The organism is Enterobacter sp. CFEC122 (assembly GCF_052983755.1).
The window spans coordinates 1-25946 of sequence record NZ_JBRIQR010000019.1; the positions used below are offsets into that span (position 1 = coordinate 1).

The following is a 25946-nucleotide window of genomic DNA, read 5'->3' on the forward strand; positions in this document are numbered from 1 at the left end:
CATTGTCTGTGAAGTGATTCACATCCGCCGTGTCGATGGAGGCGCATTATAGGGAGCCGCCGAGGAATGACAAGCGGAAAAATGCATTTTTATTTCAACCGCTCACCTTTTCACCAAAAAGGCTATTTTTGGTGCTTTTTAATCTCTTTTGGCAGATCGGCCAGACTATTAATCACCCAATCCGCCGCATTCTCAGCTTCTGGCGTCACTGGCTTGCCGGTACGCACTAATATTTTAGTCCCTACACTCGCGGCTGCGGCTGCCTGCATATCTTCCAGTTTATCGCCCACCATATAAGAAGCCGCCATATCAATGTGCAGGAACTCCTGCGCAGAGATAAACATCCCCGGATGCGGCTTACGGCAATCACAGGTCTGACGATACGCTTCTACGGTTCCCTGCGGATGATGCGGACAATAGTAGATACCATCCAGATCCACACCGCGGTCGGCAAGTGACCAGTCCATCCATTCCGTCAGCGTCTCGAACTGCGCTTCGGTGAATTTACCGCGTGCAATACCAGACTGGTTCGTCACCACCACCAGCGCATAGCCCATCTCTTTCAACTGGCGCATGGCATCTATTACGCCCTCGATAAACTCGAACTCATCAATCTCATGGACATAACCGTGATCCACATTAATAGTGCCGTCACGATCGAGAAAAATTGCGGGTACTGATTTTGCCACCGGTTTGCTCCTGAAAAAGGCATGTTCAGCTAGTATCTCATGAATCGCAGCGCAATAAAGTGCTCATCGTACAGAGTTGGATTGATTTAGACGTCTGGATGCCTTAACATCCGTTTTGTTTACGGTCATCACCCGTATCTGGCAGAAGAAAATGCCACGGCTAACTTACATACGATAAAAATAATCTAATGATTAAACTTTCCAATATCACCAAAGTGTTCCAGCAGGGGAACCGAACCATTCAGGCGCTGAACAACGTCAGCCTGCATGTTCCTGCTGGTCAAATTTATGGCGTCATTGGCGCATCGGGTGCAGGTAAAAGTACGCTGATCCGTTGTGTTAACCTGCTTGAGCGCCCAACCCAGGGCAGCGTAGAAGTTGGCGGCCAGGAACTTACCGCCCTTTCAGAGAAAGAACTCACCAAAGCGCGTCGTCAGATTGGCATGATCTTCCAGCACTTTAACCTTCTGGCTTCCCGCACCGTGTTCGGTAACGTTGCCTTACCGCTGGAGCTGGATAACACGCCGAAAGAAGAAGTGAAGCGTCGCGTCACCGAGCTGCTCGACCTCGTAGGTCTGGGCGACAAACAGGATAGCTACCCGGCAAATCTGTCCGGTGGGCAAAAACAGCGTGTGGCCATTGCCCGCGCGCTGGCAAGCAATCCTAAGGTGCTGCTGTGTGATGAAGCCACCAGCGCACTGGATCCGGCAACCACGCGTTCTATTCTGGAACTGCTGAAAGACATTAACCGTCGTCTGGGCCTGACGATCCTCCTTATTACGCACGAGATGGATGTGGTGAAACGCATCTGCGACTGCGTGGCGGTCATCAGTAACGGTGAACTGATCGAGCAGGACACGGTAAGCGAAGTGTTCTCGCATCCGAAAACCCCGCTGGCGCAGCAGTTCATCCAGTCCACGCTGCATCTGGATATTCCGGAAGACTATCTGGAACGTCTGAAAACAGAAGCAACAGCAGACAGCGTCCCGATTCTGCGCATGGAGTTCACCGGCCAGTCCGTTGATGCTCCCCTGCTTTCCGAAACCGCACGTCGCTTTAACGTGAATAACAACATCATCAGCGCGCAGATGGATTACGCCGGTGGCGTGAAGTTCGGCATCATGCTGACAGAAATGCACGGCACACAAGAAGAAACCCAGGCAGCCATTGCCTGGCTGCAAGAACATCACGTAAAAGTAGAGGTACTGGGTTATGTCTGAGCCGATGATGTGGCTGCTGGTTCGCGGCGTTTGGGAAACGCTGGCAATGACCTTTGTCTCTGGCTTCTTTGGTTTTGTGATTGGCCTGCCGGTCGGCGTGTTGCTGTACGTGACGCGTCCGGGTCAAATCATTGAGAACGCGAAGCTGTACCGTACGCTCTCTGCGCTGGTGAACATCTTCCGTTCTATCCCGTTCATTATTCTGCTGGTGTGGATGATTCCATTTACCCGCGTGATCGTCGGAACGTCTATCGGTCTGCAGGCGGCGATCGTTCCGCTGACCGTTGGCGCTGCGCCGTTTATCGCCCGTATGGTGGAAAACGCCCTGCTGGAGATCCCTACCGGTTTGATCGAAGCGTCCCGCGCGATGGGCGCCACGCCGATGCAGATCGTCCGCAAGGTTCTGCTGCCTGAGGCACTGCCAGGGCTGGTGAATGCGGCAACCATTACGCTTATCACCCTGGTCGGTTATTCCGCGATGGGCGGTGCCGTAGGCGCGGGCGGTTTAGGTCAGATTGGTTACCAGTACGGCTATATTGGATATAACGCGACCGTGATGAATACCGTTCTGGTATTGCTGGTTGTTCTGGTTTACTTAATCCAGTTCTCTGGCGATCGCATCGTCCGGGCTGTTACGCACAAATAACGTTACACACAACATAAACTCTACGAGTTAAGGATAAAACATGGCGTTTAAATTAAAGACCTTCGCAGCAGTAGGCGCGCTGATCGGCTCTCTGGCACTGGTGGGTTGCGGTCAGGATGAAAAAGATCCGAACCACATTAAAGTGGGCGTTATCGTAGGTGCAGAACAGCAGGTTGCAGAAGTTGCTCAGAAAGTAGCGAAAGAGAAATATGGCCTGGACGTGGAGCTGGTGACCTTCAACGATTACGTTCTGCCGAACGAAGCGCTGAGCAAAGGTGATATCGACGCGAACGCCTTCCAGCATAAACCATACCTGGACCAGCAGATCAAAGATCGCGGCTATAAACTGGTGGGCGTGGGTAACACCTTCGTTTATCCAATTGCCGGTTACTCTAAGAAAATTAAATCCCTGGACGAGCTGCAGCCGGGCTCTCAGGTTGCCGTCCCTAACGACCCAACTAACCTTGGTCGTTCTCTGCTGCTGCTGCAGAAAGTGGGCCTGATCAAACTGAAAGACGGTGTTGGCCTGCTGCCAACCGTTCTGGATGTCACCGAGAACCCGAAAAATCTGAAAATTGTTGAGCTGGAAGCACCGCAGCTGCCACGTTCTCTGGACGATGCGCAGATTGCCCTGGCCGTTATCAACACCACGTACGCCAGCCAGATTGGCCTGACCCCAGCTAAAGACGGTATCTTCGTTGAAGATAAAGACTCTCCATACGTAAACCTGATCGTGACTCGCGAAGACAACAAAGACGCGGAAAACGTGAAGAAATTCGTACAGGCCTATCAGTCTGACGAAGTTTACCAGGAAGCCAACAAAGTGTTTAACGGCGGCGCTGTTAAGGGCTGGTAATCTCACCTCAGTGTAATATCATCAGGACGGGCTTATGCCCGTCTTGTCATTTGTGCAGTCAACTGATTCAATATCTGACGTTTTGATTATCCATTGAGGAAATATTATGCGTGCTTTACCGATCTGTCTTTTAGCACTCATGCTGAGCGGCTGTTCTATGCTAAGCAGATCTCCCGTTGAACCTGTTCAAAGCACGGCAACCCCGCCAAAGACCGAGCCTGCGAAACCGAAAGTGGTTCGCCCTGCGCCGGTTCGCATTATCACGAAAGCGGATGAACTCGTCGGTAAACCGTTCCGTGAACTGGGCGAAGTGAGCGGCGAATCCTGTCAGGCGACCAATCAGGACTCACCACCGAATATCCCGACAGCGCGTAAACGCATGCAGATTAATGCCGCAAAAATGAAAGCCAACGCGGTCCTGCTGCACAGCTGTGAAGTCACCAGCGGCACGCCGGGCTGCTACCGTCAGGCGGTGTGCATCGGTTCTGCGCTGAACATCACGGCGAAATGAGTGCATTTCAGTTCGAGCAGATAGGCGTTATCCACTCTCCTTACAAAGAGAAGTTCGCCGTCCCCCGCCAGCCCGGTCTTGTCACCAGCGGACGCGGTGAGCTTCACCTGATTGCGCCTTACAATCAGGCCGATGCGGTACGCGGGCTTGAGGCGTTCAGCCACCTGTGGGTGGTGTTCGTGTTTCACCAGACGATGGAAGGCGGCTGGCGTCCTACCGTGCGTCCTCCTCGTCTTGGCGGCAATGCGAGAATAGGGGTGTTTGCGACGCGCTCGACCTTCCGTCCAAACCCGGTTGGCATGTCGCTGGTTGAACTGAAAGGCATACGCTGCCAGAAAGATCGGGTGATACTGGAGTTAGGTAGCCTGGACCTTGTCGACGGCACGCCGGTGATCGACATCAAACCCTATTTGCCCTTCGCCGAAGCCCTTCCGGACGCGCGTGCAAGCTATGCTCAGGACGCCCCACAGGCGGACATGCCTGTATATTTTACGCCTGAGATAACCGCTCAGTTCGGCCAACTGGAGAAACGCTATCCTCGCTTACGGGATTTCATCACCGAAGTTCTGGCACAGGACCCGCGTCCGGCCTACCGTAAAGAAGAGGAAGCAGGCAAAACGTACGCCGTCTGGCTGCTCGATTTTAACGTTCGCTGGCGCGTCACCGAGGCAGGTTTTGAAGTGTTTGCCCTTGAACCCAGGTAATTTTGTTCTCCTCTCTTTTGGCATCTTTGCCACACTGGTAAACTAAACCACTTTTTTTGTGTCAGGCTGGTGTTTCAGCCTGTTCCAATCGTCGAAATGGAACCGTAACAACATGCGTACTAGCCAATATCTGCTCTCCACTCTGAAGGAGACGCCTGCCGACGCCGAAGTGATCAGCCATCAGCTGATGCTGCGCGCCGGGATGATCCGCAAGCTGGCCTCCGGGTTATACACCTGGCTGCCGACCGGCGTGCGCGTCCTGAAAAAAGTCGAAAACATCGTGCGTGAAGAGATGAACAACGCCGGTGCTATCGAGGTGTCCATGCCCGTGGTTCAGCCCGCTGACCTGTGGCAGGAGAGCGGTCGTTGGGAACAGTATGGTCCTGAACTGCTGCGCTTCGTCGATCGTGGCGAGCGTCCGTTCGTTCTCGGCCCAACGCATGAAGAAGTCATCACCGACCTGATTCGTAATGAGCTGAGCTCTTACAAACAGCTGCCGCTGAACTTCTTCCAGATCCAGACCAAGTTCCGTGACGAAGTTCGCCCGCGTTTCGGCGTCATGCGCTCTCGCGAATTCCTGATGAAAGACGCCTACTCTTTCCATACCTCTCAGGAATCCCTGCAAGAGACCTACGACGCAATGTACGCGGCGTACAGCAAAATCTTCTCCCGCATGGGTCTGGATTTCCGTGCTGTGCAGGCTGATACCGGCTCCATCGGCGGTAGCGCATCTCATGAATTCCAGGTACTGGCGCAGAGCGGTGAAGACGATGTGATCTTCTCTGACTCTTCCGATTACGCGGCGAACATCGAATTCGCAGAAGCGCTTGCACCAAAAGAACCGCGTGCTGCGGCAACGCAAGAGATGACGCTGGTTGATACGCCAAACGCGAAAACCATTGCCGAGCTGGTTGAGCAGTTCAACCTGCCGATCGAAAAAACCGTGAAGACGCTGCTGGTGAAAGCCACCGAAGGGAGCGCTTACCCGCTGGTTGCCCTGCTGGTGCGTGGCGATCACGAGCTGAACGAAGTGAAAGCTGAGAAGCTGCCGCAGGTCGCCAGCCCGCTGACGTTCGCCACGGAAGCGGAAATCCGCGCCGTGGTCAATGCTGGCCCAGGTTCTCTTGGTCCGGTGAATATGCCGGTTCCTGTTGTTATTGACCGCACGGTAGCCGCGATGAGCGACTTCTCCGCCGGTGCGAACATCGACGGTAAACACTACTTCGGCATCAACTGGGATCGCGACGTGGCGACGCCGGAAGTAGCAGACATCCGTAACGTGGTCGCAGGCGATCCAAGCCCGGACGGTCAGGGTACCCTGATGATCAAGCGCGGCATTGAAGTCGGTCACATCTTCCAGCTGGGTGATAAATACTCGCGCGCGCTGAACGCCGCTGTTCAGGGTGAAGATGGCCGTAACCAGATCCTGACCATGGGTTGCTACGGTATCGGGGTGACGCGCGTGGTAGCTGCCGCCATTGAGCAGAACTATGACGAGCGCGGCATCGTCTGGCCAGACAACATCGCGCCGTTCCAGGTTGCGATTCTGCCAATGAACATGCACAAGTCTTACCGCGTGCAGGAGCTGGCCGAGAAGCTGTATGCCGAGCTGCGTGCACAGGGTATCGAAGTGCTGATGGATGACCGTAAAGAGCGTCCGGGCGTGATGTTTGCCGATATGGAACTGATCGGTATCCCACACACCGTCGTGATCGGCGACCGTAACCTCGACAGCGACGAGATTGAATACAAATACCGTCGCAGCGGCGAAAAACAGATGATCAAGACCGGCGACATTCTTGATTACCTGGTGAAAGCCATCAAAGGCTAAACAAAAAACCCCGCTCAGGCGGGGTTTTTTAATGGCTCAGCGTCAGCTTATTTACTGTTACAGTCTTTACCCGCAACAAACTTCGCGTCTTTATCTGCCACCAGCGTTTTCACCATCTCTCCACTATCCGGGTTTGGCTCCAGCGTAAAGTGACCGTCCACCGTCAGCAATACCGGTTTGCTGTCATTGCCGCGCGCCACCGCGTAATCACGTTCAAGCTGCGCATTGTTTGCCACGCTGACCTTCTTACCGGTTGCGCAGTCGGTAAAGATCGCCGCATCCGCCATATAGAAGTACATCCCCCGCATCGCCATCGGCGTCGCGGGCAGAGCCGCTTTTACCGGCGCCAGCGTGTAGTTAAACTGGGATTCAATTGGATTGCCTTCACGATCCAGCATCTCTATCCCCTCGCCTTTGGCGCGGAAATAAGTTTTCTCGCCAGCGGTATCCGTCAGAACCAGCTTCTCCGCCGTTCGCGCCCATGTTCCATAAGTTGCAAAAGAAGAAGGCTCTTTTGCGCCCTGATAGCGCTGGTTCATCACCCAGGTGCCGTCTTTTTGCAGGAACAGGGACGTTTCAATGCCTTCACAGTCCGCGCAAGGCAATACGCCGCGCCAGCTCTGCTGCATCGGTTTTAATTCTTCCGTCTGCGTGGGTTGTAAAACCTGCGTTTCGGAGCGGTTGTTACACCCGAAAAGCGCAAACAGCGTACTCACTGCCAGCGCTGACCATAATGCTTTTTTCACAATGAATTCCTTATGAAAAGTGTGTTCCCTTTCGTCACTCTGTGGGGCGACGAACTTTACCGCGTAGTGCTTTCACTGTGGATTTTTGGGCCTTCGAGGCCAGCCGACGCTCTTTCGATGCGCGGGTTGGCCGCGTTGCCCGGCGGCTTTTTTGTACTGCCGTTAATTCTTTGATGACCGCCACCAGCCTGGCTATCGCCGCTTCCCGGTTGAGCTCCTGGCTGCGGTATTCCTGGGCTTTGATCACCATCACGCCATCGCTGGTGATCAGGTGATGGCTGGCAGCAAGCAGACTTTCTTTATAATACTCTGGCAGGCTTGAGGCCCGAATGTCAAAACGCAAATGGATTGCCGTTGAGGCCTTGTTGACGTGCTGCCCACCTGCCCCCTGAGCACGGATGGCGGTGATCTCCAGCTCGTTGTCCGGAATGCTGACGTTTCGGGACAGGACGATCATGAGGCCGGTTGCCACGCCGTAAAATGAATTTCCAGATTATTCTGAGAATCAGAGAGCCAGATGGCACCGTCCTGAATCGTCGCCTGCAACACCATGGTCCGGCTGGCAAAGTCGCTCAGCTGCGCCAGTTGCTCATCATCCAGATACCAGACCGTGAGATTTTTAAACTGTCCGCACTTGCTCTTGTTTTGCTGCCACCAAATCTCCGCAGCGCGCTGATTATACGCGAATAAGGCCACTTCAGCGGACTGAGTGCAGGCCTTCTTAATTCTGCGCTCGTCCGGCAGTCCAAGTTCGATCCACAAATCGATACCCAGATGATCGTTGCGCAGCCAGGCTTCTGGCTCGTCTTCTGCGCTTAACCCACGGGTAAACTGCAGACGCTCGTCAGCGTACTTAATCCACGCCAGCAGGCGCAGCATCATGCGCTCCTGGGTTTCGGAGGGGTGGCGAGCCAGCGTCAGCGAGGCGTCCAGGAACTGGTTGCGATCAAGATCGGCCACATTGACCACTGCTTTATAAATTGTCGCTTTCAGCGCCATGAGAGAACTCCATTCGAATCAGGCGCTCATTGTAGCGAAAACCGCGGCAAAAGGCTGTTGTAGGGTGATAAATACACCGCTATCAAGGCGCTGATATTGCTTAAATGAGTATGGTATAGTCACCTTGCTAAACCGAGTTTATCTTCGTAGGCTTAATGATATCTCACAGTAAGTCAGTGCGCTGGCGGGAGGGGATGTGAATAATTATTGTGAGTTAATTCGCAAACGGTATGCGGAAATCGCCAGCGGAGATCTGGGGTATGTCCCGGACGCGTTGGGCTGTGTATTGAAAGTGCTTAATGAAGTGGCCTCTGATGAGGGCCTTTCAGAGTCGGTCAGGGAAAAAGCAGCGTATGCTGCGGCGAATTTACTGGTGAGCGATTATGTCGATGAATGATACTTATCAACCCATCAATTGTGATGACTATGACAACCTCGAACTCGCCTGCCAGCATCATTTATTACTGACGCTGGAGCTAAAAGATGGCGAAGTGTTGAAGGCGAAGGCCAGCGATCTGGTTTCACGTAAGAATGTGGAATACCTGATAGTGGAAGATGCCGGTGCGACGCGTGAGCTGCGCCTGGATAAAATAGCCAGCTTCAGCCACCCGCAAATCGGCACCGTCGTGGTGAGCGAATCCTGATGACATTAACGGGCAGCCTGGCTGCCCGTTACGCTTTCTGCCACTCAAACCTGACCCCCTCTTCCGCCCATCCCGCTTCCGTGATGAAAATGCCCGCAGCAGCAATCAATGTTTCACCATAGAACAGCAGCGGCGTGGTGTCGCGCAGCCACGGCGGCACGTTGCACTCCTGCCAGATTTTCTTCAGCTTGCGTCCCCCGTTGCGCCCGACAATATGCAGCATGCCGCCAGCCTTAAAGCGTACCGTTACCGGTTCTCCTGCCTCTGGCAGCCTCACATGACCAGACGGTATAAGAGAGACACGTCCTGCCTCACTGGGCAATATCAGCGGAAGCGCAGGAGAAAGCCAGTCGAGCACCACACTGGTCAGTGAGGGCGTTGATTTTACCCACCAGAGTTCCCCTTTGTAGCGCCTTACGTCAAAACCGTTCAGATGGACGCACGGGGAAGCATCCTCCCGCGCCAGGGCAACTTCGTCCCAGATACGGTTTAGCATCGCCCGCGACGGCATCGCGGCGTGATGAGAGGCCAGCCAGCGCCGTAGCAGCGCAGCGCGGCGCACCGGGCTCATCGCTTTCAGCGGTGCAATCGCCAGCGCTCCGTCTTCAGAAATCAGTTCAGCCAGCTCGTCACTCAACAGCTCGTCCAGCAGCGATTCCTGTTCGGCGCACAGCATAGCGCTTCTTGCCGTCGCGTCGGCGAAATGCGGCCAGCGCTCGCTCAATAGCGGGAGGACGCGCAGACGCAGAAAGTTACGGTCATAGCCGTCATCCTGGTTGCTCTCATCTTCAATCCAGCTGAGCTGATGTTCTCGCGCCCAGGCCTCAAGCGAGGCGCGCGTCTCGCCAAGCAGCGGACGCAGTAACGTTGTACCGGCAAACTCAGAACGCTCAGGCATTGCTGAAAGCCCTGCCGGTCCGCTGCCCCGCTTAAGCGCCAGCAGAAAGGTTTCACACTGATCGTCCAGGTGCTGGGCCGTGACAAGCGCTTCTCCTGTACGCAATGCCCCGGCAAAGGCGGCATAGCGAGCTTTACGCGCCTGCGCCTCAATGCCCAGCCCTTCCTCTGCAAGCGTGACGCGCTCGACGAGAAGCGGGATCGCCCACGCCGCACACATAGCTTCGCAGTGCGCCACCCACATCTCTGCGCGAGGACTTAATCCGTGATGAATATGTATCGCGCGCAGCTGGACGTCAGGCTCCCGATCGCGCCAGCACTTAAGGCGATGAAGCAGAACGGTGGAATCCAGGCCACCGCTAAACCCCACCAGCAGCTGGCGGTACGGTGAAACGGCGTGTGCGATAGCGGGTAAGGTCATAGGGAATTACACATAAAAAATGCCCGAACTGAACGGGCATTATCACACAGGACGAAGATTACTGCTGATAAAGCTCCAGCGGCAGGCCGTCCGGGTCGTTGAAAAAGGTAAAACGCTTGTCGGTGAACGGATCGACGCGGATCGCTTCACACGTCACGCCGTGCGCTTCCAGATGTTTTACTGCGCTATCCAGGTCATCGACGCTGAAGGCAAGATGGCGCAGGCCACAGGCTTCCGGGCGGGACGGACGCGCAGGCGGAAAAGGAAAAGAGAACAGTTCAATCACATACTGCCCGTTTAACGCCAGGTCGCCCTTCCAGGAGTCGCGCTCCTCACGGTAGGCCTCGCTCAACAGCGTAAAGCCGAGAATGTCGCAGTAGAAGGCCTTACTCTTCGCGTAATCGGTCGCAATGATCGCAATATGATGAACAGCTTTTAAACCCAGCATAGCTTCTCCTTTTTATGATGCCTGAACGTTACAACCGAAAACCCGCACCTGGCAAGCGGTCACTCTTATTTTAGGACTCGCACCCAGTACACGCCGTTTTCGTCGCGCTTCGCACCGTGGATATCCGTCTCAAAACCGGGATAGTGACGCCCTACCGAACAGAGCATCAGCAGGAAATCGAGCACGGCCCGACTCTCTTCGGTAATCATCTCTCCCGGCATGAGGAGCGGTACGCCCGGCGGATACGGCAGGATCATGTTTGCCGATACGCGCCCAACCAGATTTTCCAGCTCGACGGTTTCGACCTCCCCCCTCACCTGGCGCTGCCACGCCTTGTGCGGGGTAAACTTCATCTCCGGCAACACATCGAACGCCTGTAGCATCAGACGCGGCAGATCGTGCTGACGGATCAGCCTGTGGATCCCCTGGGCCAGATCCTGAATACGCATGTTACGGTAGAAGTCAGGATCCTCCGCGTAGAGATCCGGCAGCATGTTCTTCACCCGCAGGTTGAGATCGTAGGCGCGCTTAAATTCCATCAGACCGCGCAGCAGCCCCATCGCCCGGGTTTTATCGATCCCGATACTGAACAGGAACAGCAAATTATAGGGGCCTGTTTTCTCCACCACCACGCCGCGTTCATCAAGGAATTTCGCCACCAGCGCAGCCGGGATCCCTTCCTCGCTCATCTTGCCCTGCTCATCCATACCCGGCGTCAGGATCGTCACCTTAACCGGGTCGAGGAACATATGGTCACTATCGGCATCCCGGAAGCCATGCCAGTCTTCGGCGGGCGAAACCGGCCAGCATTCTGCTTCATCAATCTCTTCCGGCTGCCAGATATCAAAGAACCAGCCGTCGGCTTCCTCTTTCAGCCGCTGAACCTCTTTACTGAAATGCAGTGCGCGCTCCACAGAGCGATTGATAAGACGTTTACCGGGATTGCCGCGCAGCATCGCCGCAGCCGTTTCGATAGACGCCACCAGCGGATAGCTTGGTGAGGTGGTGGTATGCATCATAAAGGCTTCGTTAAAGGTCTCTTCGTCGTATTCGCCTTTGATGTGAATCAGCGAAGCCTGGGAAAACGCGGCCAGCATTTTGTGCGTCGACTGCGTTTCGAAGAACACTTTACCCGGCACGCGTTCACCGCTCATGCCGCTTTTACCCGCGTAAATCGGGTGGAAATTGGTGTACGGTACCCACGCGGAATCGAAGTGGATCGACGGCACGTCCAAAGTCTTTTTGATCCAGTCCGTGTTGTACAGCAGACCGTCATAGGTCGAGTTGGTGATCACCGCATGGACAGGCCAGCCTGCACCGGGCACTGCCGCGACCTTGCGTTCAATGGCTTCATGCGTGAACTCCCGCCGCGGAATACCGCCCAGAATACCGAGCGCGTTGCGCGTGGGCGACAGCCAGAGCGGTACGACGTCGCTCATCATCAGCAAGTGCGCCAGCGACTTGTGGCAGTTACGGTCAATCAGCAGGGTGCTGCCCGCAGGCGCGGCGTACATCCCGACGATTTTGTTCGAGGTCGAGGTGCCGTTGGTCACCATATAGCTCTGCTCGGCCCCAAAGGTGCGGGCGATATACTCTTCGGCTTCCAGATGCGGTCCGGTATGATCCAGCAGCGAGCCTAGTTCGGTGACTGAAATGGACACGTCCGCTTTCAGCGTGTTGCCACCAAAGAAATCATAGAACAGGCAGCCCACCGGGCTTTTTTGGTAGGCCGTTCCCGCCATATGCCCAGGCGTACAGAAGGTATATTTCCCCTCTTTCACGTAGGTGAAGAGCGCCCGGGTAAAGGGCGGCGTAATGTTATCGAGATATTCATTCGTGTATTGCTGAATTCGGGTTGCAATGTCTTCCGCCACGCCGAGGGAATATTCAAAGAACCACAGCGCCATACGCATATCATTGGCGCTGACGTCCATGGTTGAGTGGGTATTAATAAACGCGTACAGCGGGAGATATTCGTTCAGCTTGTTGATGTCGCTGCACAGTTCGAGGTCATATTCATCCCAGTCGAAGATCACGCCGCAGATACGCGGGTTATGCTCGATGAACTTCAGCAGATCGGCGCTGTTGTGCGGCCAAATTAGCTGATACCCGCGCGACTGCAGGGCTTGCTCCAGCTCCTTAATCGGCTCATCTTTATAAAAGACGCCGTGTGGCCCCATAACGGCAATGATATTCATGGGCTTCCTCCTTAAAAAACATTAGCTAAGCATAGTCCGGCTAAACCGCAGGTATAAAAAAAGCCGCAACATTGTGCGGCTTTTCAGATAATTGTGAGGCTTACGCGTAGCCGTAGGTCATCAGACGCTGGTAACGGCGGTTGAGCAGATCTTCTTTGCTCAGCGCGTCCAGGTCTGCCAGATCGGCCAGCAGCTGCGCTTTCAGGGACGCCGCCATCACTTCCGGCTTACGATGAGCCCCACCCAGCGGTTCCGGGATGATGGAATCGATCAGCTTAAGCTCTTTCAGACGCGGCGCAATGATGCCCATCGCTTCGGCAGCCAGAGGCGCTTTGTCGGCACTCTTCCACAGAATGGACGCGCAGCCTTCCGGGGAGATTACGGAATAGGTGCTGTACTGCAGCATATTCACTTTATCGCCCACGCCAATTGCCAGCGCGCCACCGGAACCACCCTCACCGATAACGGTACAGATGACCGGCACCTTCAGACGAGACATCTCGCGCAGGTTGCGCGCGATAGCTTCAGACTGACCGCGCTCTTCCGCACCCACGCCAGGGTAGGCACCCGGGGTGTCGATGAAGGTGATGATTGGCATGTTGAAACGCTCAGCCATCTCCATCAGACGCAGGGCTTTGCGGTAGCCTTCTGGGGCTGGCATACCGAAGTTACGACGGATTTTCTCTTTGGTTTCACGACCTTTCTGATGACCAATGATCATCACCGGGCGTCCGTCCAGACGCGCGATACCGCCTACGATAGCTTTGTCGTCAGCGTATGCGCGATCGCCTGCCAGTTCGTCAAATTCGTCAAACGCCAGGCGGACATAATCCAGGGTGTACGGACGCTGTGGATGGCGTGCCAGCTGGGCTACCTGCCATGCGCCGAGATCGGCAAAGATTTTGCGCGTCAGTTCTACGCTTTTCTCACGCAGACGATGCACTTCTTCGTCGATGTTAATATCCAGTTTTTCATCCTGACGGCTTACCGCTGTCAGAGAATCGATTTTCGCTTCCAGCTCAGCAATCGGCTGTTCGAAATCAAGGAAATTCAGACTCATAGTATTCCTGTATTAGTCAAACTCCAGTTCCACCTGCTCCGAACCAATGAGGCCACGGAGATCGTTCAGTAAACGATCGCTCGGAGAGACACGCCACGTTGCACCAAAGCGCAACCGCGCACGTGCATCCGCCCTCTGATAGTAGAGATGTACTGGAATTGTCCCCGAGCGGTGGGGTTCCAGAGACTGACGGAGTCGGTTTAAAAGCTGGTCATCAATTTGCCTGTCCGTCAGCGAGATAGCAAGCCCGCGAGCATATTTTTCCCGGGCTTCGTCAATGTCCATCACTTCGCGGGCGGTCATTTTAAGCCCCCCACTGAAGTCATCAAAGCTGACCTGTCCGCTGACGATAAGTATGCGGTCTTTTTCCAGCAATTGCTGGTATTTATCCAGCGCGTCGGTGAACAACATCACCTCCAGACGCCCGGAACGGTCATCCAACGTACAGATGCCGATACGATTGCCGCGCTTGGTGACCATAACCCTTGCAGCAATCACGAGCCCCGCAGCCGTGGTGATTTTACCACGTTCTGTCGGATGCATGTCTTTCAGCCTGTGGCCGCCGACATAGCGCTCAATTTCTTTAATGTACTGGTTGATCGGGTGCCCCGTCAGGTACAGGCCTAACGTCTCACGCTCGCCGTCCAGCACCACCTGTTCTGGCCACGGCTGGCAGTTGGAATAAGATTGCTCGATCTGCTCTGGCTCTTCCGCCAGCACGCCGAACATATCCGCCTGACCAATGGCTTCCGCTTTCGCGTGCTGATCCGCCGCTTTCAGGGCGTCGCCCAGCGAGTTCATCAGCGCGGCGCGGTGCGGCCCCAGCCTGTCGAACGCGCCGGACATGATCAGTTTTTCCAGCACGCGGCGGTTCAGCTTTTTGGTATCGGTACGGGCGCAAAGATCGAACAGCTCGCGGAAATACCCGCCGTTGTTGCGCGCTTCGATGATCGCCTCGATCGGCCCCTCGCCCACGCCCTTGATCGCGCCGATCCCGTAAACGATCTCCCCGTCGTCATTGACGTGGAAATGGTAGAGACCTGAGTTAATATCCGGCGGCAGGATCTTCAGCCCCATGCGCCAGCACTCATCCACCAGGCCCACCACCTTCTCGGTGTTGTCCATATCGGCGGTCATTACCGCAGCCATAAACTCCGCAGGATAGTGTGCCTTCAGCCACAGCGTTTGATACGACACCAAAGCATAGGCGGCTGAGTGAGATTTGTTAAATCCGTACCCGGCGAATTTCTCCACCAGGTCGAAGATTTTCATCGCCAGCTCGCCGTCGACGCCGTTTTTCTTCGCCCCGTCTTCAAAGATGGAACGCTGCTTGGCCATCTCTTCCGGCTTTTTCTTACCCATCGCACGACGCAGCATGTCCGCGCCGCCGAGCGTATAGCCGGAAAGCACCTGGGCGATCTGCATCACCTGTTCCTGATACAGGATGATGCCATAGGTTGGCTCCAGTACCGGCTTCAGGCTTTCGTGCTGCCACTGAACGTCCGGGTAGGAAATCTCTTCGCGCCCGTGCTTACGGTCGATAAAGTTATCTACCATCCCTGACTGCAAAGGGCCCGGACGGAACAGAGCCACCAGTGCGATCATATCTTCGAAGCAGTCGGGCTGCAGGCGCTTAATCAGATCTTTCATGCCGCGGGATTCAAGCTGGAAGACGGCGGTGGTCTCCGAGCGCTGCAGCATGTCGAAACTTTTCTTGTCGTCCAGCGGGATGGCCGCGATATCCAGCGGCGGCTCGCCGTTCTTCTCGCGGCGGGCGTTGATCATCTCCAGCGCCCAGTTGATGATGGTCAGCGTACGCAGGCCAAGGAAGTCGAACTTCACCAGCCCAGCGTATTCTACGTCGTTCTTGTCGAACTGGGTGACCGGATGCTGGCCCGCTTCATCGCAATACAGCGGCGCGAAGTCGGTGATTTTGGTCGGGGCGATAACCACGCCCCCCGCATGCTTACCGGCGTTACGCGTGACGCCTTCCAGCTTGCGCGCCATGTCGATCAGCGCTTTGACCTCTTCGTCCGCTTCATAGATTTCCGGCAGCTGCGGTTCAGCCTCAAAGGCTTTTGCCAGCGTCATGCCCGGATCGGGTGGCACCAGTTTAGAGATGCGATCGACAAACCCGTACGGGTGGCCCAGCACGCGGCCCACGTCGCGGATAACCGCTTTCGCCGCCATCGTACCGAAGGTAATGATCTGCGATACCGCATCACGGCCGTACATATCGGCCACATGCTCGATCACCTGGTCACGTTTCTCCATGCAGAAGTCAACGTCGAAGTCGGGCATCGAGACACGTTCCGGGTTGAGGAAACGTTCGAATAGCAGGTCGAATTCCAGCGGATCGAGGTCGGTAATTTTCAGCGCATACGCCACCAGCGAACCTGCGCCGGAGCCACGCCCCGGTCCAACCGGCACGCCGTTATCCTTCGACCACTGGATGAACTCCATAACGATCAGGAAGTAGCCCGGGAAGCCCATCTGGTTGATCACCTGGAGTTCAATGTCCAGGCGTTCGTCATACTCCGGGCGACGCTTTTTACGCTCTTCTTCATCCGGGAACAGGAATTCCAGACGCTCTTCCAGACCTTCTTTCGATTTCATGACCAGGAAATCTTCCGTGGTCATGTCACCCGTCGGGAACTGCGGCAGGAAGTATTCGCCAAGGCGGACGGTGACGTTGCAGCGCTTGGCAATCTCTACGCTGTTTTCCAGCGCTTCGGGGATATCGGAGAAGAGCTCACACATCTCCTCCTCGCTGCGCATGTACTGTTGTGCGGAGTAATTACGCGGCCGCTTCGGATCGTCGAGGGTAAAGCCATCGTGGATCGCCACGCGAATTTCGTGAGCGTCAAAATCGCCCGCCTCAAGGAACCGCACGTCGTTGGTGGCCACTACGGGCAACCCGCGCTCCTCTGCGAGCGCCACGGCGGCATGAAGATAGCTCTCTTCATCCTGACGACCGGTACGGATCAACTCCAGATAATAACGATTCGGGAAATATTCTTCATAGAACGAGACGCATTGATCCACCAGCGCGCTGTTACCGCGCAGCAGTGATTTTCCGACGTCACCCATGCGGCCGCCGGAGATCAGCAGCAGCCCTTCGTTGAGCTCGGCCAGCCAGTCACGGTCGATCCACGGCCCCAGCGCGCCATAGCCGCGCTGATAGGCTTTTGAGATCAGCAGGGTAAGGTTTTGATAGCCCGCGTTGTTCATCGCCAGCACGGAGATTTGCGTCAGTTCATCGCCGATGAGATCGCTCTGCACATGAAAATCTGCCCCGACAATAGGCTTCATCCCCGCGCCGTGCGCCGTTCCGTAGAACTTCACCAGGCCACACAGGTTGGTAAAATCGGTGATCGCCAGCGCAGGCATGCCAAGCGAGGCCGCCTTTTTTACCAGCGGCCCGGTCTTCGCCAGCCCATCGATCATGGAGTAGTCGCTATGCACCCGCAGGTGTACGAAACGTGGTTCAGCCATCTTCAGATTCCGCGTTACTTAATTGCTTGCGTAATGATTCAGGACACCCGTCCCAGGGCGCGTTTTACCGGGCCAAAACTGCGCCGATGGTGTTCGGTTGCGCCATGTTCAGCCAGCCTCTCCAGGTGGAAAGGTGTGGGATATCCCTTATGCTGGGCGAAACCATACTGAGGGTAAGTGAGATCCAGCGCGGCCATTTCGGCGTCGCGTGTCACTTTGGCAATAATAGAAGCTGCGCTAATTTCTGCGACCCGGCTATCGCCTTTGACCACTGCCATTGAAGGCATGGGCAATGCCGGACAGCGGTTGCCGTCAATCAGGACATATTCAGGGGAAATTTTCAGCCCCGCCACCGCACGCTGCATCGCCAGCATCGTGGCATGCAAAATATTCAGCTCGTCTATCTCATGCGGTTCAGCGCGCCCGAGGCTCCAGGCCAGCGCTTTCTCCTGAATCTCACTAAACAGCGCCAGCCGGCGCTTTTCAGACAATTTTTTTGAGTCGTTCAGCCCGACGATCGGCCGAGCCGGATCGAGGATCACCGCAGCGGTCACCACGGCTCCCACTAACGGACCACGACCCACTTCGTCCACCCCCGCCACAAGGTGGGTGTGAGGATAAACAAATTCCATCATTTTGCTAACTCCAGCACCGCATCGGCCGCTTGCTCATCAGCATTACAGCGGATCAGTTGATGCAGTTCGCGGAAGGTATCGTGCATCTGGTGGCTGGTTTTACCGTTGGCGAGCAGCGGCAGCAGGGCCTCCGCCAGCGCCTGCGGCTGGCATTCATCCTGCAGCAGCTCTTTCACCAGCTCGCGCCCGGCAAGCAGGTTTGGCAGGGAGACGTAATCTGTTTTCACCAGACGTTTTGCCAGCCAGAAGGTAAACGGCTTCATGCGGTAACCGACCACCATCGGGCATTTCGCCAGCATACACTCCAGCGCCGCCGTGCCGGAGGCCAGCAGTGCGGCATCGCTCGCATACATCGCTTCCCGCCCCTGCCCGTCCAGAAGACGGACGTGAAGATCCGGGGCGACGTCAGCTTTGATGCGCTCAAACTGCTCGCGGCGTTTGGCATTCACCAGCGGCACGACCACTTCAAGATCGGGATAGGTCTGGCGAAGAATTTGCGCAGTCTTAAGAAAATCGGCGCTCAGCATCTCAACTTCTGCGCCACGGCTGCCTGGCAGTAAGGCCAGACAGTGCACATCATGCGGGATGCCCAGCGCGTCGCGCGCCGCGTTTTTATCCGGATCCAGCGGCATCGCATCCGCCATGGTATGACCGATAAAACGGCACGGAACATTAAATCTGTCGTAAAACGCTTTTTCGAAAGGCAGGAAAGCCAGCACCAGGTGGGTGGACCGTCCGATTTTGAAAACGCGTTTCTGTCGCCACGCCCAGACGGACGGACTGACGTAGTGAATCGTCTTAATGCCCTGCTTTTTCAGATTCCCTTCGAGGGTAATGTTGAAATCAGGTGCATCGATACCGACAAACACATCGGGTTTAAGTTCGGTAAAGCGGCGGGTGAGATCGGCACGGATGTGCAGCAAACGGCGTAACCGTCCCAGCACCTCAACGATCCCCATCACGGCCAGCTCTTCCATTTCATACCAGGCTTCACAGCCTTCGGCCTGCATCAGCGGGCCAGCAACACCGACGAAGCGAGCATTGGGTACGCGAGCCTTAAGCGCACGGATGAGACCGGCACCAAGAATATCGCCGGAGGTTTCTCCGGCGACCAGGGCTATCGTAAGCGGACGACTGTCGACCATTAACGAATCAGACCCCTTGTTGAACGGTCAAAGAACTCCATGAACGCGTCCACTTCCGGGTGCTTTTTCGCCAGTTCGGCAATTTCCGGCTTCGCCTCTTCCAGCGTTTTACCGCTACGGTATAGCAGTTTGTACGCGTTGCGGATGGCAGTAATCGCTTCGCGACTAAAACCACGACGCTTGAGGCCTTCGATGTTCACGCCAAACGGCGTGGCATGGTTGCCCTGCGCAATCACATACGGTGGGACGTCCTGCGCCACACCGGAGCATCCGCCGACCATCACGTGCGCACCAATGATGCAGAACTGATGGACTGCGGTCATGCCGCCAATAATTGCGAAGTCATCAACTGATACGTGTCCTGCCAGCGTGGCATTGTTGGCAAGGATACAGCGGTCACCCACGGTACAGTCGTGCGCGATATGCGCATTCACCATAAACAGGTTATCGCTGCCCACCTTCGTCAACCCACCACCCTGTACTGTTCCACGATGAATGGTGACGCTTTCGCGAATACGGTTACGATCGCCGATTTCCACACGGGTCGACTCACCAGCATATTTCAGATCCTGGTTAACTTCGCCGATGGAGGCGAACTGATAGATCTCGTTATTGCAGCCAATGGTCGTGTGACCATTCACCACAACGTGAGATTTCAGTACTGTACCCTCACCAATTTCGACATGGGGTCCAACAATACAAAACGGGCCAATGTGGGCGTTAGCACCAACGATGGCACCCGTTTCCACAATGGCGGTAGGATGAATAAAGGCGGATTTATCAATCACGTATCAGGACTCCCGGCTACGAGCACACATCATCGTCGCTTCGCAAACAACTTTACCGTCAACCAGCGCTACGCCTTTGAAGCGAGTCAGGCCACGACGCGTTTTTTCAAAAGTGACTTCCATGATCATCTGATCACCAGGCACGACAGGGCGCTTAAAGCGCGCTTCGTCAATACCCGCGAAGTAATACAGCTCACCGGGTTCCAGTTTACCGACGCTTTTAAACGCCAGAATACCGGTAGCCTGAGCCATCGCTTCCAGAATCAACACACCCGGGAAGATAGGTTTACCAGGGAAGTGCCCCTGGAAGAACGGCTCATTCACGGAAACATTTTTCACTGCGCGCAGAAAACGACCTTCTTCAAAATCCAGCACACGGTCTACCAGCAGAAACGGGTAGCGGTGCGGCAGAAGTTCTAAAATCTCTTCAATATGCAGAGTATGAGTGTCAGTAGTCAAAATACTCTTCCTGTCAAAATGTACTGATAACAATAATAACACGGCCTGCCGGTTTATTAGAAAGCCGACAGGCCGGGAAAAATAGCGTTAAACGGATGACGCTTAGTCTTGTTGATCGATCTTGCGCTCAAGAGACTTGAGGCGCTTGCTCATATCATCAATGTTCATCACCAGAGCTGCTGTTTTACGCCATACCTTGTTGGGCTGGAGCGGAATGCCGGAGGAATAGACGCCAGGTTCAGTGATAGGACGCATTACCATGCCCATTCCCGTCACGGTCACCTTGTCGCAGATTTCCATATGGCCATTAATCACGCTCGCACCGCCAATCATGCAATAACGGCCAATTTTCAGGCTGCCCGCCATGATGACGCCACCCGCAACCGCGGTATTGTCGCCAATCACAACGTTATGCGCAATCTGGCACTGGTTATCGATGATAACACCATTGCCAATGATCGTGTCGTCAAGCGCGCCACGGTCAATGGTGGTACAGGCGCCGATCTCCACGCGATCGCCAATAATAACGCGACCAAGCTGCGGGATCTTAACCCAGTTACCGCGATCGTTAGCGTAACCAAAGCCATCAGAACCAATCACGGTGCTGGACTGGACGAGGCAGTTTTCGCCAATTTCAACGTCATGGTATACGGACACATTCGCCCATAAACGGGTCCCGGCGCCGATTTTCGTATTTTTCCCAACGAAGCAGCCCGCGCCAATGACGACGTTATCGCCCAGCTCGACGCCGGATTCGATAACCGCATTCGCACCAACGGCGACGTTGTTACCCAGCCTGGCCGTCTCATCAATCGCTGCGCTGGCAGCAATGTTCTGGGCCGGTTGCGGCGTGGTATCAAGAATTTGAGCCATGCGTGCATACGTCAGGTAGGGGTTTTTCACTACCAGCGCGCTTACAGTGGCAAATGGAAGATCGTCCTGCGTCAGAACAACAGCTGACGCCTGGCATTGAGCCAGTTGCTCACGGTACTTAGGGCTTACCATGAAGGTAATCGTGCCAGCTTTAGCAGATTGCATGGACGCAACAGCGGTGATGACGATATCGCCATCACCGTGTAATTCTGCATCCAACTGCTGAGCTAAATCAGCCAGTCGAATTGAAGGCATTACTTATTTAACCTGTTTCAGAACGTCAGCAGTGATGTCTTTAACATCTTTGCTGTTGAAAGCGACGGCGTTCGCATCAACAACCAGATCGATGCTCTGATCGGCAGCCACTGCTTTAACAGCGGTCTGAATGCGAGTCACCAGCTTGCCGCGTTCTTCGTTAGAACGACGCTGACGATCCTGCTCGAAAGCCTGCGCTTTCTGGGAGAACGCCTGGCGCTGAGCCATTACGTCTTTTTCCAGCTTGCTGCGGTCGCTTGCCTTCATGGTAGAACCATCACGCTGCAGACGCTGCATTTTGGACTGAAGATCGTTTTCCATACCCTGCAGTTCGCTTGCACGGCCTTTGAATTCGTTTTCCAGAGTCGCAGAAACACCTGTTTTCTGTGCAACCTGCTGGAACAAATTACCCATGTTGACGATTGCAATTTTGTCTGCTGCCTGAGCAGAAGTTGCCATCGCTAAACCGAGACCTGCAGCTAATAACCACTTTTTCACAATTAACTCCTTACCATCCCATTGGCACCAGAAGGTACCGTTCTTTGCGTGGCAAGGCGACCGTATTACCGATCGCCAGTTGTCAGCGCTACACTGCCAACGCATTCCTTTGCAGCGGATTATTACCAGGTTTTACCAATGTTAAACTGGAATTGCTCCGCTTTGTCTCCATCATATTTTTTAAACGGCTGGGCGTAAGAGAAGACCAACGGCCCCAGCGGTGACATCCATTGTAATGCGATACCGGCAGACATGCGAATATTGCTCGGATCGCTGTAGTCAGGAACGCCAGCTGCACGCATCTGGGCAGTGTTCTCCCAGTTGGTATCCCACACCGTACCCGCATCCCAGAAGAAGGATGTACGGACGGAGTTCGCATATTTATCACTAATAAACGGCGTTGGCGTGATGAACTCCAGGCTCGCCACGGCCATAGCGTTACCGCCGACTGCGTCATCAGAACTACAGACTTCTGATGAGGAAGACTTATCGCAGTTATCTTTGTCGTTCCCGCCGTAGTAAACCGCTTTCGGACCAATGTTGTTGGACTGGAAGCCACGAACGGTACTGGAACCACCGGCATAGAAGTTTTCATAGAACGGCATCTCTTTGCCGCCTAAACCATCACCATAGCCCCAACGGGTACGACCCAGAACCACCCACTTGTGATCGTCATCGATCGGGAAGTAGGACGCAGTATCCAGCGTCACCTTATAGAACTCGTTATCGGAACCCGGGACGGTGACTTTACCGTTCAGGTTGACGCGAGAACCTTCCGTTGGGAAGTAGCCACGGTCGAGACGGTTATAGGTCCAGCCGTAGTTGAAGGTGAAGTCATCTGCAGCGAAACCGTTGTTATCGCTGTTTTTGCTCGCCGACTGGCCAATAGAGTCCAGGTAACGCCACATGGCCACCTGCGGTTGCATATTGGACAGGTCGTTATGCACGTAACCTAAGCCCGCTCGCAGGGTGTTGTATTCGTTAATCGGGAAGCCAAGCGTACCGTCCACACCGTAACTCTTGTTGGTGTAGGAGGACAGATCCGCATCGTCTGCTTTAAAGTCGTTGTAGAAGATACGACCGCCCAGGCTCACACCGTCAACGGTGAAGTATGGGTTCGTTACAGAGAACTCAGAGTAGGTCTGGTAGTCGTTTTTGGTACCGTTAATTCCGACAGAGTAACCCGTACCCAGCCAGTTATCCTGCTGCACGCCAACCTGGAAGCTGACGCCGCTTTCAGTACCGTAGCCCACACCAAAGTTAAAGCTACCGGTGTTACGCTCTTTCACTTTATAAACGACATCAACCTGATCCGGGCTGCCCGGTACGCGCTGGGTATCAGTATCAACCGTTTCAAAATAGCCCAGACGGTTCAGACGCTCTTTACCCTGATCAACGAGATCGCTACCTAACCATGCGCCTTCCATCTGACGCATTTCGCGACGCAGAACGGAGTCTTTGGAGGTGTCGTTACCGACGAAGCGGATCTTACGCACGTAGAAACGGTTACCCGCGTCAACATTCACGTGCAGCTTAACGGTTTTATCCGCGTCATTGATTTCCGGCTGAGTCTGTACGCGCGGATAGGCATAACCATAGCGGCCGAGCAGCTTCTTAATGCTGTCTTCCATTTTGGTGACTTTGGATCCGCTATAGAGATCGCCTGGCTGAATTTTGGTCAGCGATTCGATTTCAGCAGAATGCCCCGCCAGGTTACCACTCACCTCAACACCCGAAAGCTTGTACTGATCGCCTTCCGTGATGTTGATCGTAATGTAGATGCCTTTCTTGTCCGGCGTCAGGCTCACCTGCGTCGAGTCGATGTTGAAACGCGCGTAACCACGATCCAGATAGTAGCTGCGCAGGGTTTCAAGGTCGCCCGCCAGTTTCTGTTTCTGGTATTTGCGATCGCCCACCACGTTCCACCACGGCACTTCATCGCGCAGCTGGAAGGTGGAGATCAGCTCGTCGGTGCTGAACGCGTGGTTACCAACAATGTTGATCTGCTGGATCTTAGCAGAGACACCTTCCTGGAAAACCAGCTTCAGGTCAACACGGTTACGCGGCAGCGGAGTCACAACCGCTTTCACGCTGGCGCTGTATTTACCGACGCTGTAGTAGAAGTCTTCCAGACCTTTTTCAATGTCTGAAAGGGTTGTGCGGTCCAGAGACTCACCCACACGAACACCGGATGCTTCAAGGTTTTGCTTGAGCATATCATCTTTCACCGACTTGTTACCGGAGAAAGTGATACTGGCGATCGTTGGACGTTCTTTTACCTGTACCAGCAGGGTATCACCATCACGCAGGACGCGGACATCCTCGAAGTTGCCGGTGGCAAACAGAGCACGGATGGTATTACTGATATCATCATCATTAACCGTATCGCCGGGGCGCACAGGCATACTGAGGAGGGCCGCACCAACGGCGACACGCTGAAGGCCTTCGAAATGAATGTCTTTCACTACGAACCCGTCAGCACCGTATACGGTGGCGCTGCTAAACAGCAGCGACGCTATGAGCAACTTTTTCATCGCCATCGTTATTATGCGTTCTTCCTAACTAACTCTCTTACAACCGAGAGAAATCATTGAAAAGTGCAAGCCCCATTAACAGCACCAGCAAAATCGAGCCAATGCGATAACTAAAGTCTTGAACTCGCTCGGATACCGGCCCGCCTTTTAGCTTTTCAATCGCTAAAAACAGCAGATGACCCCCGTCTAAAACGGGAAGCGGGAACAGGTTGATTATCCCAAGGTTCACGCTAATGAGCGCGAGGAACATGAGATAGTAAATCACCCCGAATTCCGCTGACATCCCAGCCCCCTGGGCAATCGAAATTGGCCCACTGAGGTTGTTCAGTTTCACATCACCGGTTATCAATTTCCCCAACATGTTGACCGTCAGCTTCATCAGTTGCCATGTTTTATCCGTGGCTTCAAGGATGGCGCTGAACGGCCCATACTGGCGTATTGTCTTGTACTCATCTGGCAGCGGGATCACTTTTGGCACAACGCCTGCAAACCCTTCTGCCTTCTTGCCGACCGACTTCGTATCCGGGATAAGCGTCAGCGAAAGCGGACTGCCCTGCCTTTCAACTTCCAGCGCGAGAGACGTACCCGGATTATCGCGCACCAGAGTAACAAAGGTCATCCACTCTGTTAATGGTTGACCATCGACTTTAACGATCCTGTCGCCTGCTTGCAAACCCGCTTTGCTCGCCGCCGAGTTTGCCTGTACTTCGGCTAATACCGGCTCGATCTGCGCGCCGCGTGGACGAATGCCCAGCGCAGCGACGGGATCCTCTTTGTCTGGCTCGAAACGCCATTGACGTAAATCGAGCACTTTGTCCTGACGGGCGTCTGACCCAAATGGCGATACGCTGATGGTGGTCTGCGGATCGCCAATTTTAGCAACCAGCTGCAGTCGCACGGCATCCCAATCAGGGGTTTCGATGCCATCAATCGCTTTAAGTTCCATTCCGGATGTAATTTGCGCACTCGCCGCGATGGAGTTGGGGGCAATGTCACCTACTACCGGACGCACGCCAGGGACGCCGATGATAAACACCAGCCAGTAAGCGAAAATCGCAAAGATGAAGTTGGCTACCGGTCCGGCAGCGATGATGGCGGCGCGTTGTCCAACGGTTTTATTGTTGAATGCGCTGTGTCGCAGTTCAGGCGCGACAGGCTCGACGCGTTCGTCGAGCATTTTGACGTAGCCGCCCAGCGGGATAAGGGCGATGACAAATTGCGTACCGTGGCGGTCGGTGCGCGTCCAGAGTGATTTACCAAAACCGATGGAAAACCGCTCTACGCGCACGCCACAGCGGCGAGCAACCCAGAAATGGCCAAATTCATGCACGGTAATCAGTACACCCAGTGCAACTATGAACGCCGCCAGATTCCAGAGAATGCTCAGCATAAAA

25 protein-coding genes are annotated in these 25946 nt (G+C 54.8%); 8 read left to right on the plus strand and 17 right to left on the minus strand.

Annotation, left to right across the window (positions count from 1 at the left end):
- Positions 1-122: 122 nt before the first annotated feature.
- The gene (gene gmhB / locus ACVCAM_RS14605; RefSeq protein WP_025912204.1) at positions 123-689 is read right to left on the minus strand and encodes a D-glycero-beta-D-manno-heptose 1,7-bisphosphate 7-phosphatase; all 567 of its coding nucleotides are present in this window, start codon (positions 687-689) and stop codon (positions 123-125) included.
- 188 nt (positions 690-877) lie between these two features.
- On the opposite strand from gmhB, the gene metN reads away from it, so the two are divergent.
- The 6 genes from metN to proS all read left to right on the plus strand — a co-directional run bounded on the left by metN (position 878) and on the right by proS (position 6457).
- On the plus strand, positions 878-1909 hold the full coding sequence (gene metN / locus ACVCAM_RS14610; protein ID WP_407223076.1) for a methionine ABC transporter ATP-binding protein MetN: 1032 nt from the start codon (positions 878-880) through the stop codon (positions 1907-1909).
- Positions 1902-2555 (plus strand): methionine ABC transporter permease MetI, encoded by a 654-nt coding sequence (locus ACVCAM_RS14615; protein WP_003856130.1) that lies wholly within the window; start codon positions 1902-1904, stop codon positions 2553-2555. Before metN ends, ACVCAM_RS14615 begins: the two co-directional genes overlap by 8 nt.
- 40 nt (positions 2556-2595) lie before the next feature.
- Positions 2596-3411: a methionine ABC transporter substrate-binding lipoprotein MetQ gene (gene metQ / locus ACVCAM_RS14620; protein WP_014168729.1), complete on the plus strand. Its 816-nt coding sequence runs from the start codon at positions 2596-2598 to the stop codon at positions 3409-3411.
- A 106-nt stretch (positions 3412-3517) separates the two neighbouring features.
- A complete protein-coding gene (gene rcsF, locus ACVCAM_RS14625) occupies positions 3518-3922 on the plus strand; it encodes an Rcs stress response system protein RcsF (protein WP_008501883.1) in 405 nt (134 codons plus the stop codon).
- Entirely contained in the window at positions 3919-4626 is a 708-nt protein-coding gene (tsaA, locus tag ACVCAM_RS14630) for a tRNA (N6-threonylcarbamoyladenosine(37)-N6)-methyltransferase TrmO (RefSeq protein WP_025912203.1), read from the plus strand. Before rcsF ends, tsaA begins: the two co-directional genes overlap by 4 nt.
- 112 nt (positions 4627-4738) lie before the next feature.
- Positions 4739-6457, plus strand: coding sequence for a proline--tRNA ligase (proS, locus tag ACVCAM_RS14635; RefSeq protein WP_025912202.1), 1719 nt, complete (start codon positions 4739-4741; stop codon positions 6455-6457).
- Positions 6458-6504: 47 nt separating this feature from the next.
- Here the strand turns inward: proS and nlpE are convergent, their stop codons facing one another.
- From nlpE to ACVCAM_RS14650, 3 genes are read right to left on the minus strand one after another with little or no spacing between them, the layout of a single operon-like run.
- Positions 6505-7203, minus strand: a complete 699-nt coding sequence (gene nlpE, locus ACVCAM_RS14640) for an envelope stress response activation lipoprotein NlpE (protein WP_407223075.1) — start codon at positions 7201-7203, stop codon at positions 6505-6507.
- A 34-nt stretch (positions 7204-7237) separates the two neighbouring features.
- The gene (gene arfB / locus ACVCAM_RS14645) at positions 7238-7660 is read right to left on the minus strand and encodes an alternative ribosome rescue aminoacyl-tRNA hydrolase ArfB (RefSeq protein ID WP_008501887.1); all 423 of its coding nucleotides are present in this window, start codon (positions 7658-7660) and stop codon (positions 7238-7240) included.
- Positions 7657-8202 carry a YaeQ family protein gene (locus tag ACVCAM_RS14650; RefSeq protein WP_025912201.1) on the minus strand — a complete coding sequence of 182 codons (546 nt, stop codon included), beginning with the start codon at positions 8200-8202 and terminating at the stop codon, positions 7657-7659. The genes arfB and ACVCAM_RS14650 overlap by 4 nt, the downstream gene beginning before the upstream one ends.
- 196 nt (positions 8203-8398) lie before the next feature.
- Here ACVCAM_RS14650 and ACVCAM_RS14655 point away from each other — a divergent pair, with 196 nt between their 5' ends.
- Both ACVCAM_RS14655 and rof read left to right on the plus strand, forming a co-directional pair.
- Positions 8399-8599 carry a YaeP family protein gene (locus tag ACVCAM_RS14655; RefSeq protein WP_032667327.1) on the plus strand — a complete coding sequence of 67 codons (201 nt, stop codon included), beginning with the start codon at positions 8399-8401 and terminating at the stop codon, positions 8597-8599.
- Positions 8586-8846: a Rho-binding antiterminator gene (gene rof / locus ACVCAM_RS14660; protein WP_008501890.1), complete on the plus strand. Its 261-nt coding sequence runs from the start codon at positions 8586-8588 to the stop codon at positions 8844-8846. The genes ACVCAM_RS14655 and rof overlap by 14 nt, the downstream gene beginning before the upstream one ends.
- A 28-nt stretch (positions 8847-8874) precedes the next feature.
- Here rof and tilS read toward each other — a convergent pair whose 3' ends face one another.
- The 13 genes from tilS to rseP all read right to left on the minus strand — a co-directional run bounded on the left by tilS (position 8875) and on the right by rseP (position 25942).
- Positions 8875-10164 carry a tRNA lysidine(34) synthetase TilS gene (tilS, locus tag ACVCAM_RS14665; protein WP_407223074.1) on the minus strand — a complete coding sequence of 430 codons (1290 nt, stop codon included), beginning with the start codon at positions 10162-10164 and terminating at the stop codon, positions 8875-8877.
- Between the two features lie 58 nt (positions 10165-10222).
- Complete coding sequence (locus ACVCAM_RS14670) at positions 10223-10612, minus strand: VOC family protein (RefSeq protein WP_008501893.1); 390 nt, start codon at positions 10610-10612, stop codon at positions 10223-10225.
- Between the two features lie 65 nt (positions 10613-10677).
- Positions 10678-12810, minus strand: a complete 2133-nt coding sequence (locus tag ACVCAM_RS14675; RefSeq protein ID WP_447093618.1) for a lysine decarboxylase LdcC — start codon at positions 12808-12810, stop codon at positions 10678-10680.
- Between the two features lie 100 nt (positions 12811-12910).
- Entirely contained in the window at positions 12911-13870 is a 960-nt protein-coding gene (gene accA / locus ACVCAM_RS14680) for an acetyl-CoA carboxylase carboxyl transferase subunit alpha (protein WP_407223073.1), read from the minus strand.
- 12 nt (positions 13871-13882) lie between these two features.
- On the minus strand, positions 13883-17365 hold the full coding sequence (dnaE, locus tag ACVCAM_RS14685) for a DNA polymerase III subunit alpha (RefSeq protein WP_023326729.1): 3483 nt from the start codon (positions 17363-17365) through the stop codon (positions 13883-13885).
- A 38-nt stretch (positions 17366-17403) separates the two neighbouring features.
- Entirely contained in the window at positions 17404-18000 is a 597-nt protein-coding gene (gene rnhB, locus ACVCAM_RS14690) for a ribonuclease HII (RefSeq protein WP_008501897.1), read from the minus strand.
- Positions 17997-19145, minus strand: a complete 1149-nt coding sequence (lpxB, locus tag ACVCAM_RS14695) for a lipid-A-disaccharide synthase (RefSeq protein ID WP_023293232.1) — start codon at positions 19143-19145, stop codon at positions 17997-17999. Before lpxB ends, rnhB begins: the two co-directional genes overlap by 4 nt.
- On the minus strand, positions 19145-19933 hold the full coding sequence (lpxA, locus tag ACVCAM_RS14700; RefSeq protein WP_008501899.1) for an acyl-ACP--UDP-N-acetylglucosamine O-acyltransferase: 789 nt from the start codon (positions 19931-19933) through the stop codon (positions 19145-19147). Before lpxA ends, lpxB begins: the two co-directional genes overlap by 1 nt.
- Positions 19934-19936: 3 nt before the next feature.
- Positions 19937-20392, minus strand: a complete 456-nt coding sequence (gene fabZ / locus ACVCAM_RS14705; RefSeq protein ID WP_010426706.1) for a 3-hydroxyacyl-ACP dehydratase FabZ — start codon at positions 20390-20392, stop codon at positions 19937-19939.
- Positions 20393-20494: 102 nt separating this feature from the next.
- Positions 20495-21520 carry a UDP-3-O-(3-hydroxymyristoyl)glucosamine N-acyltransferase gene (lpxD, locus tag ACVCAM_RS14710; RefSeq protein WP_407223071.1) on the minus strand — a complete coding sequence of 342 codons (1026 nt, stop codon included), beginning with the start codon at positions 21518-21520 and terminating at the stop codon, positions 20495-20497.
- A 3-nt stretch (positions 21521-21523) separates the two neighbouring features.
- Positions 21524-22018: a molecular chaperone Skp gene (gene skp, locus ACVCAM_RS14715; protein WP_008501902.1), complete on the minus strand. Its 495-nt coding sequence runs from the start codon at positions 22016-22018 to the stop codon at positions 21524-21526.
- A 122-nt stretch (positions 22019-22140) separates the two neighbouring features.
- The gene (bamA, locus tag ACVCAM_RS14720) at positions 22141-24558 is read right to left on the minus strand and encodes an outer membrane protein assembly factor BamA (protein ID WP_008501904.1); all 2418 of its coding nucleotides are present in this window, start codon (positions 24556-24558) and stop codon (positions 22141-22143) included.
- Positions 24559-24589: 31 nt separating this feature from the next.
- Complete coding sequence (rseP, locus tag ACVCAM_RS14725) at positions 24590-25942, minus strand: sigma E protease regulator RseP (RefSeq protein ID WP_008501905.1); 1353 nt, start codon at positions 25940-25942, stop codon at positions 24590-24592.
- Between the last annotated feature and the right edge of the window lie 4 nt (positions 25943-25946).

What these genes read in the sequence shown, in the direction of transcription:
- ACVCAM_RS14670 (WP_008501893.1), bottom strand. Translation starts at nt 10,612, where the DNA reads ATGCTGGGTTTAAAAGCTGTTCATCATATTGCGATCATTGCGACCGAT.
- tilS (WP_407223074.1), bottom strand. Translation starts at nt 10,164, where the DNA reads ATGACCTTACCCGCTATCGCACACGCCGTTTCACCGTACCGCCAGCTG.
- metQ (WP_014168729.1), top strand. Translation starts at nt 2,596, where the DNA reads ATGGCGTTTAAATTAAAGACCTTCGCAGCAGTAGGCGCGCTGATCGGC.
- proS (WP_025912202.1), top strand. Translation starts at nt 4,739, where the DNA reads ATGCGTACTAGCCAATATCTGCTCTCCACTCTGAAGGAGACGCCTGCC.
- lpxB (WP_023293232.1), bottom strand. Translation starts at nt 19,145, where the DNA reads ATGGTCGACAGTCGTCCGCTTACGATAGCCCTGGTCGCCGGAGAAACC.
- lpxD (WP_407223071.1), bottom strand. Translation starts at nt 21,520, where the DNA reads ATGCCTTCAATTCGACTGGCTGATTTAGCTCAGCAGTTGGATGCAGAA.
- bamA (WP_008501904.1), bottom strand. Translation starts at nt 24,558, where the DNA reads ATGGCGATGAAAAAGTTGCTCATAGCGTCGCTGCTGTTTAGCAGCGCC.
- arfB (WP_008501887.1), bottom strand. Translation starts at nt 7,660, where the DNA reads ATGATCGTCCTGTCCCGAAACGTCAGCATTCCGGACAACGAGCTGGAG.
- ACVCAM_RS14650 (WP_025912201.1), bottom strand. Translation starts at nt 8,202, where the DNA reads ATGGCGCTGAAAGCGACAATTTATAAAGCAGTGGTCAATGTGGCCGAT.
- ACVCAM_RS14615 (WP_003856130.1), top strand. Translation starts at nt 1,902, where the DNA reads ATGTCTGAGCCGATGATGTGGCTGCTGGTTCGCGGCGTTTGGGAAACG.
- ACVCAM_RS14675 (WP_447093618.1), bottom strand. Translation starts at nt 12,810, where the DNA reads ATGAATATCATTGCCGTTATGGGGCCACACGGCGTCTTTTATAAAGAT.
- rcsF (WP_008501883.1), top strand. Translation starts at nt 3,518, where the DNA reads ATGCGTGCTTTACCGATCTGTCTTTTAGCACTCATGCTGAGCGGCTGT.
- rof (WP_008501890.1), top strand. Translation starts at nt 8,586, where the DNA reads ATGTCGATGAATGATACTTATCAACCCATCAATTGTGATGACTATGAC.
- rnhB (WP_008501897.1), bottom strand. Translation starts at nt 18,000, where the DNA reads ATGATGGAATTTGTTTATCCTCACACCCACCTTGTGGCGGGGGTGGAC.
- dnaE (WP_023326729.1), bottom strand. Translation starts at nt 17,365, where the DNA reads ATGGCTGAACCACGTTTCGTACACCTGCGGGTGCATAGCGACTACTCC.
- tsaA (WP_025912203.1), top strand. Translation starts at nt 3,919, where the DNA reads ATGAGTGCATTTCAGTTCGAGCAGATAGGCGTTATCCACTCTCCTTAC.
- rseP (WP_008501905.1), bottom strand. Translation starts at nt 25,942, where the DNA reads ATGCTGAGCATTCTCTGGAATCTGGCGGCGTTCATAGTTGCACTGGGT.
- metN (WP_407223076.1), top strand. Translation starts at nt 878, where the DNA reads ATGATTAAACTTTCCAATATCACCAAAGTGTTCCAGCAGGGGAACCGA.
- accA (WP_407223073.1), bottom strand. Translation starts at nt 13,870, where the DNA reads ATGAGTCTGAATTTCCTTGATTTCGAACAGCCGATTGCTGAGCTGGAA.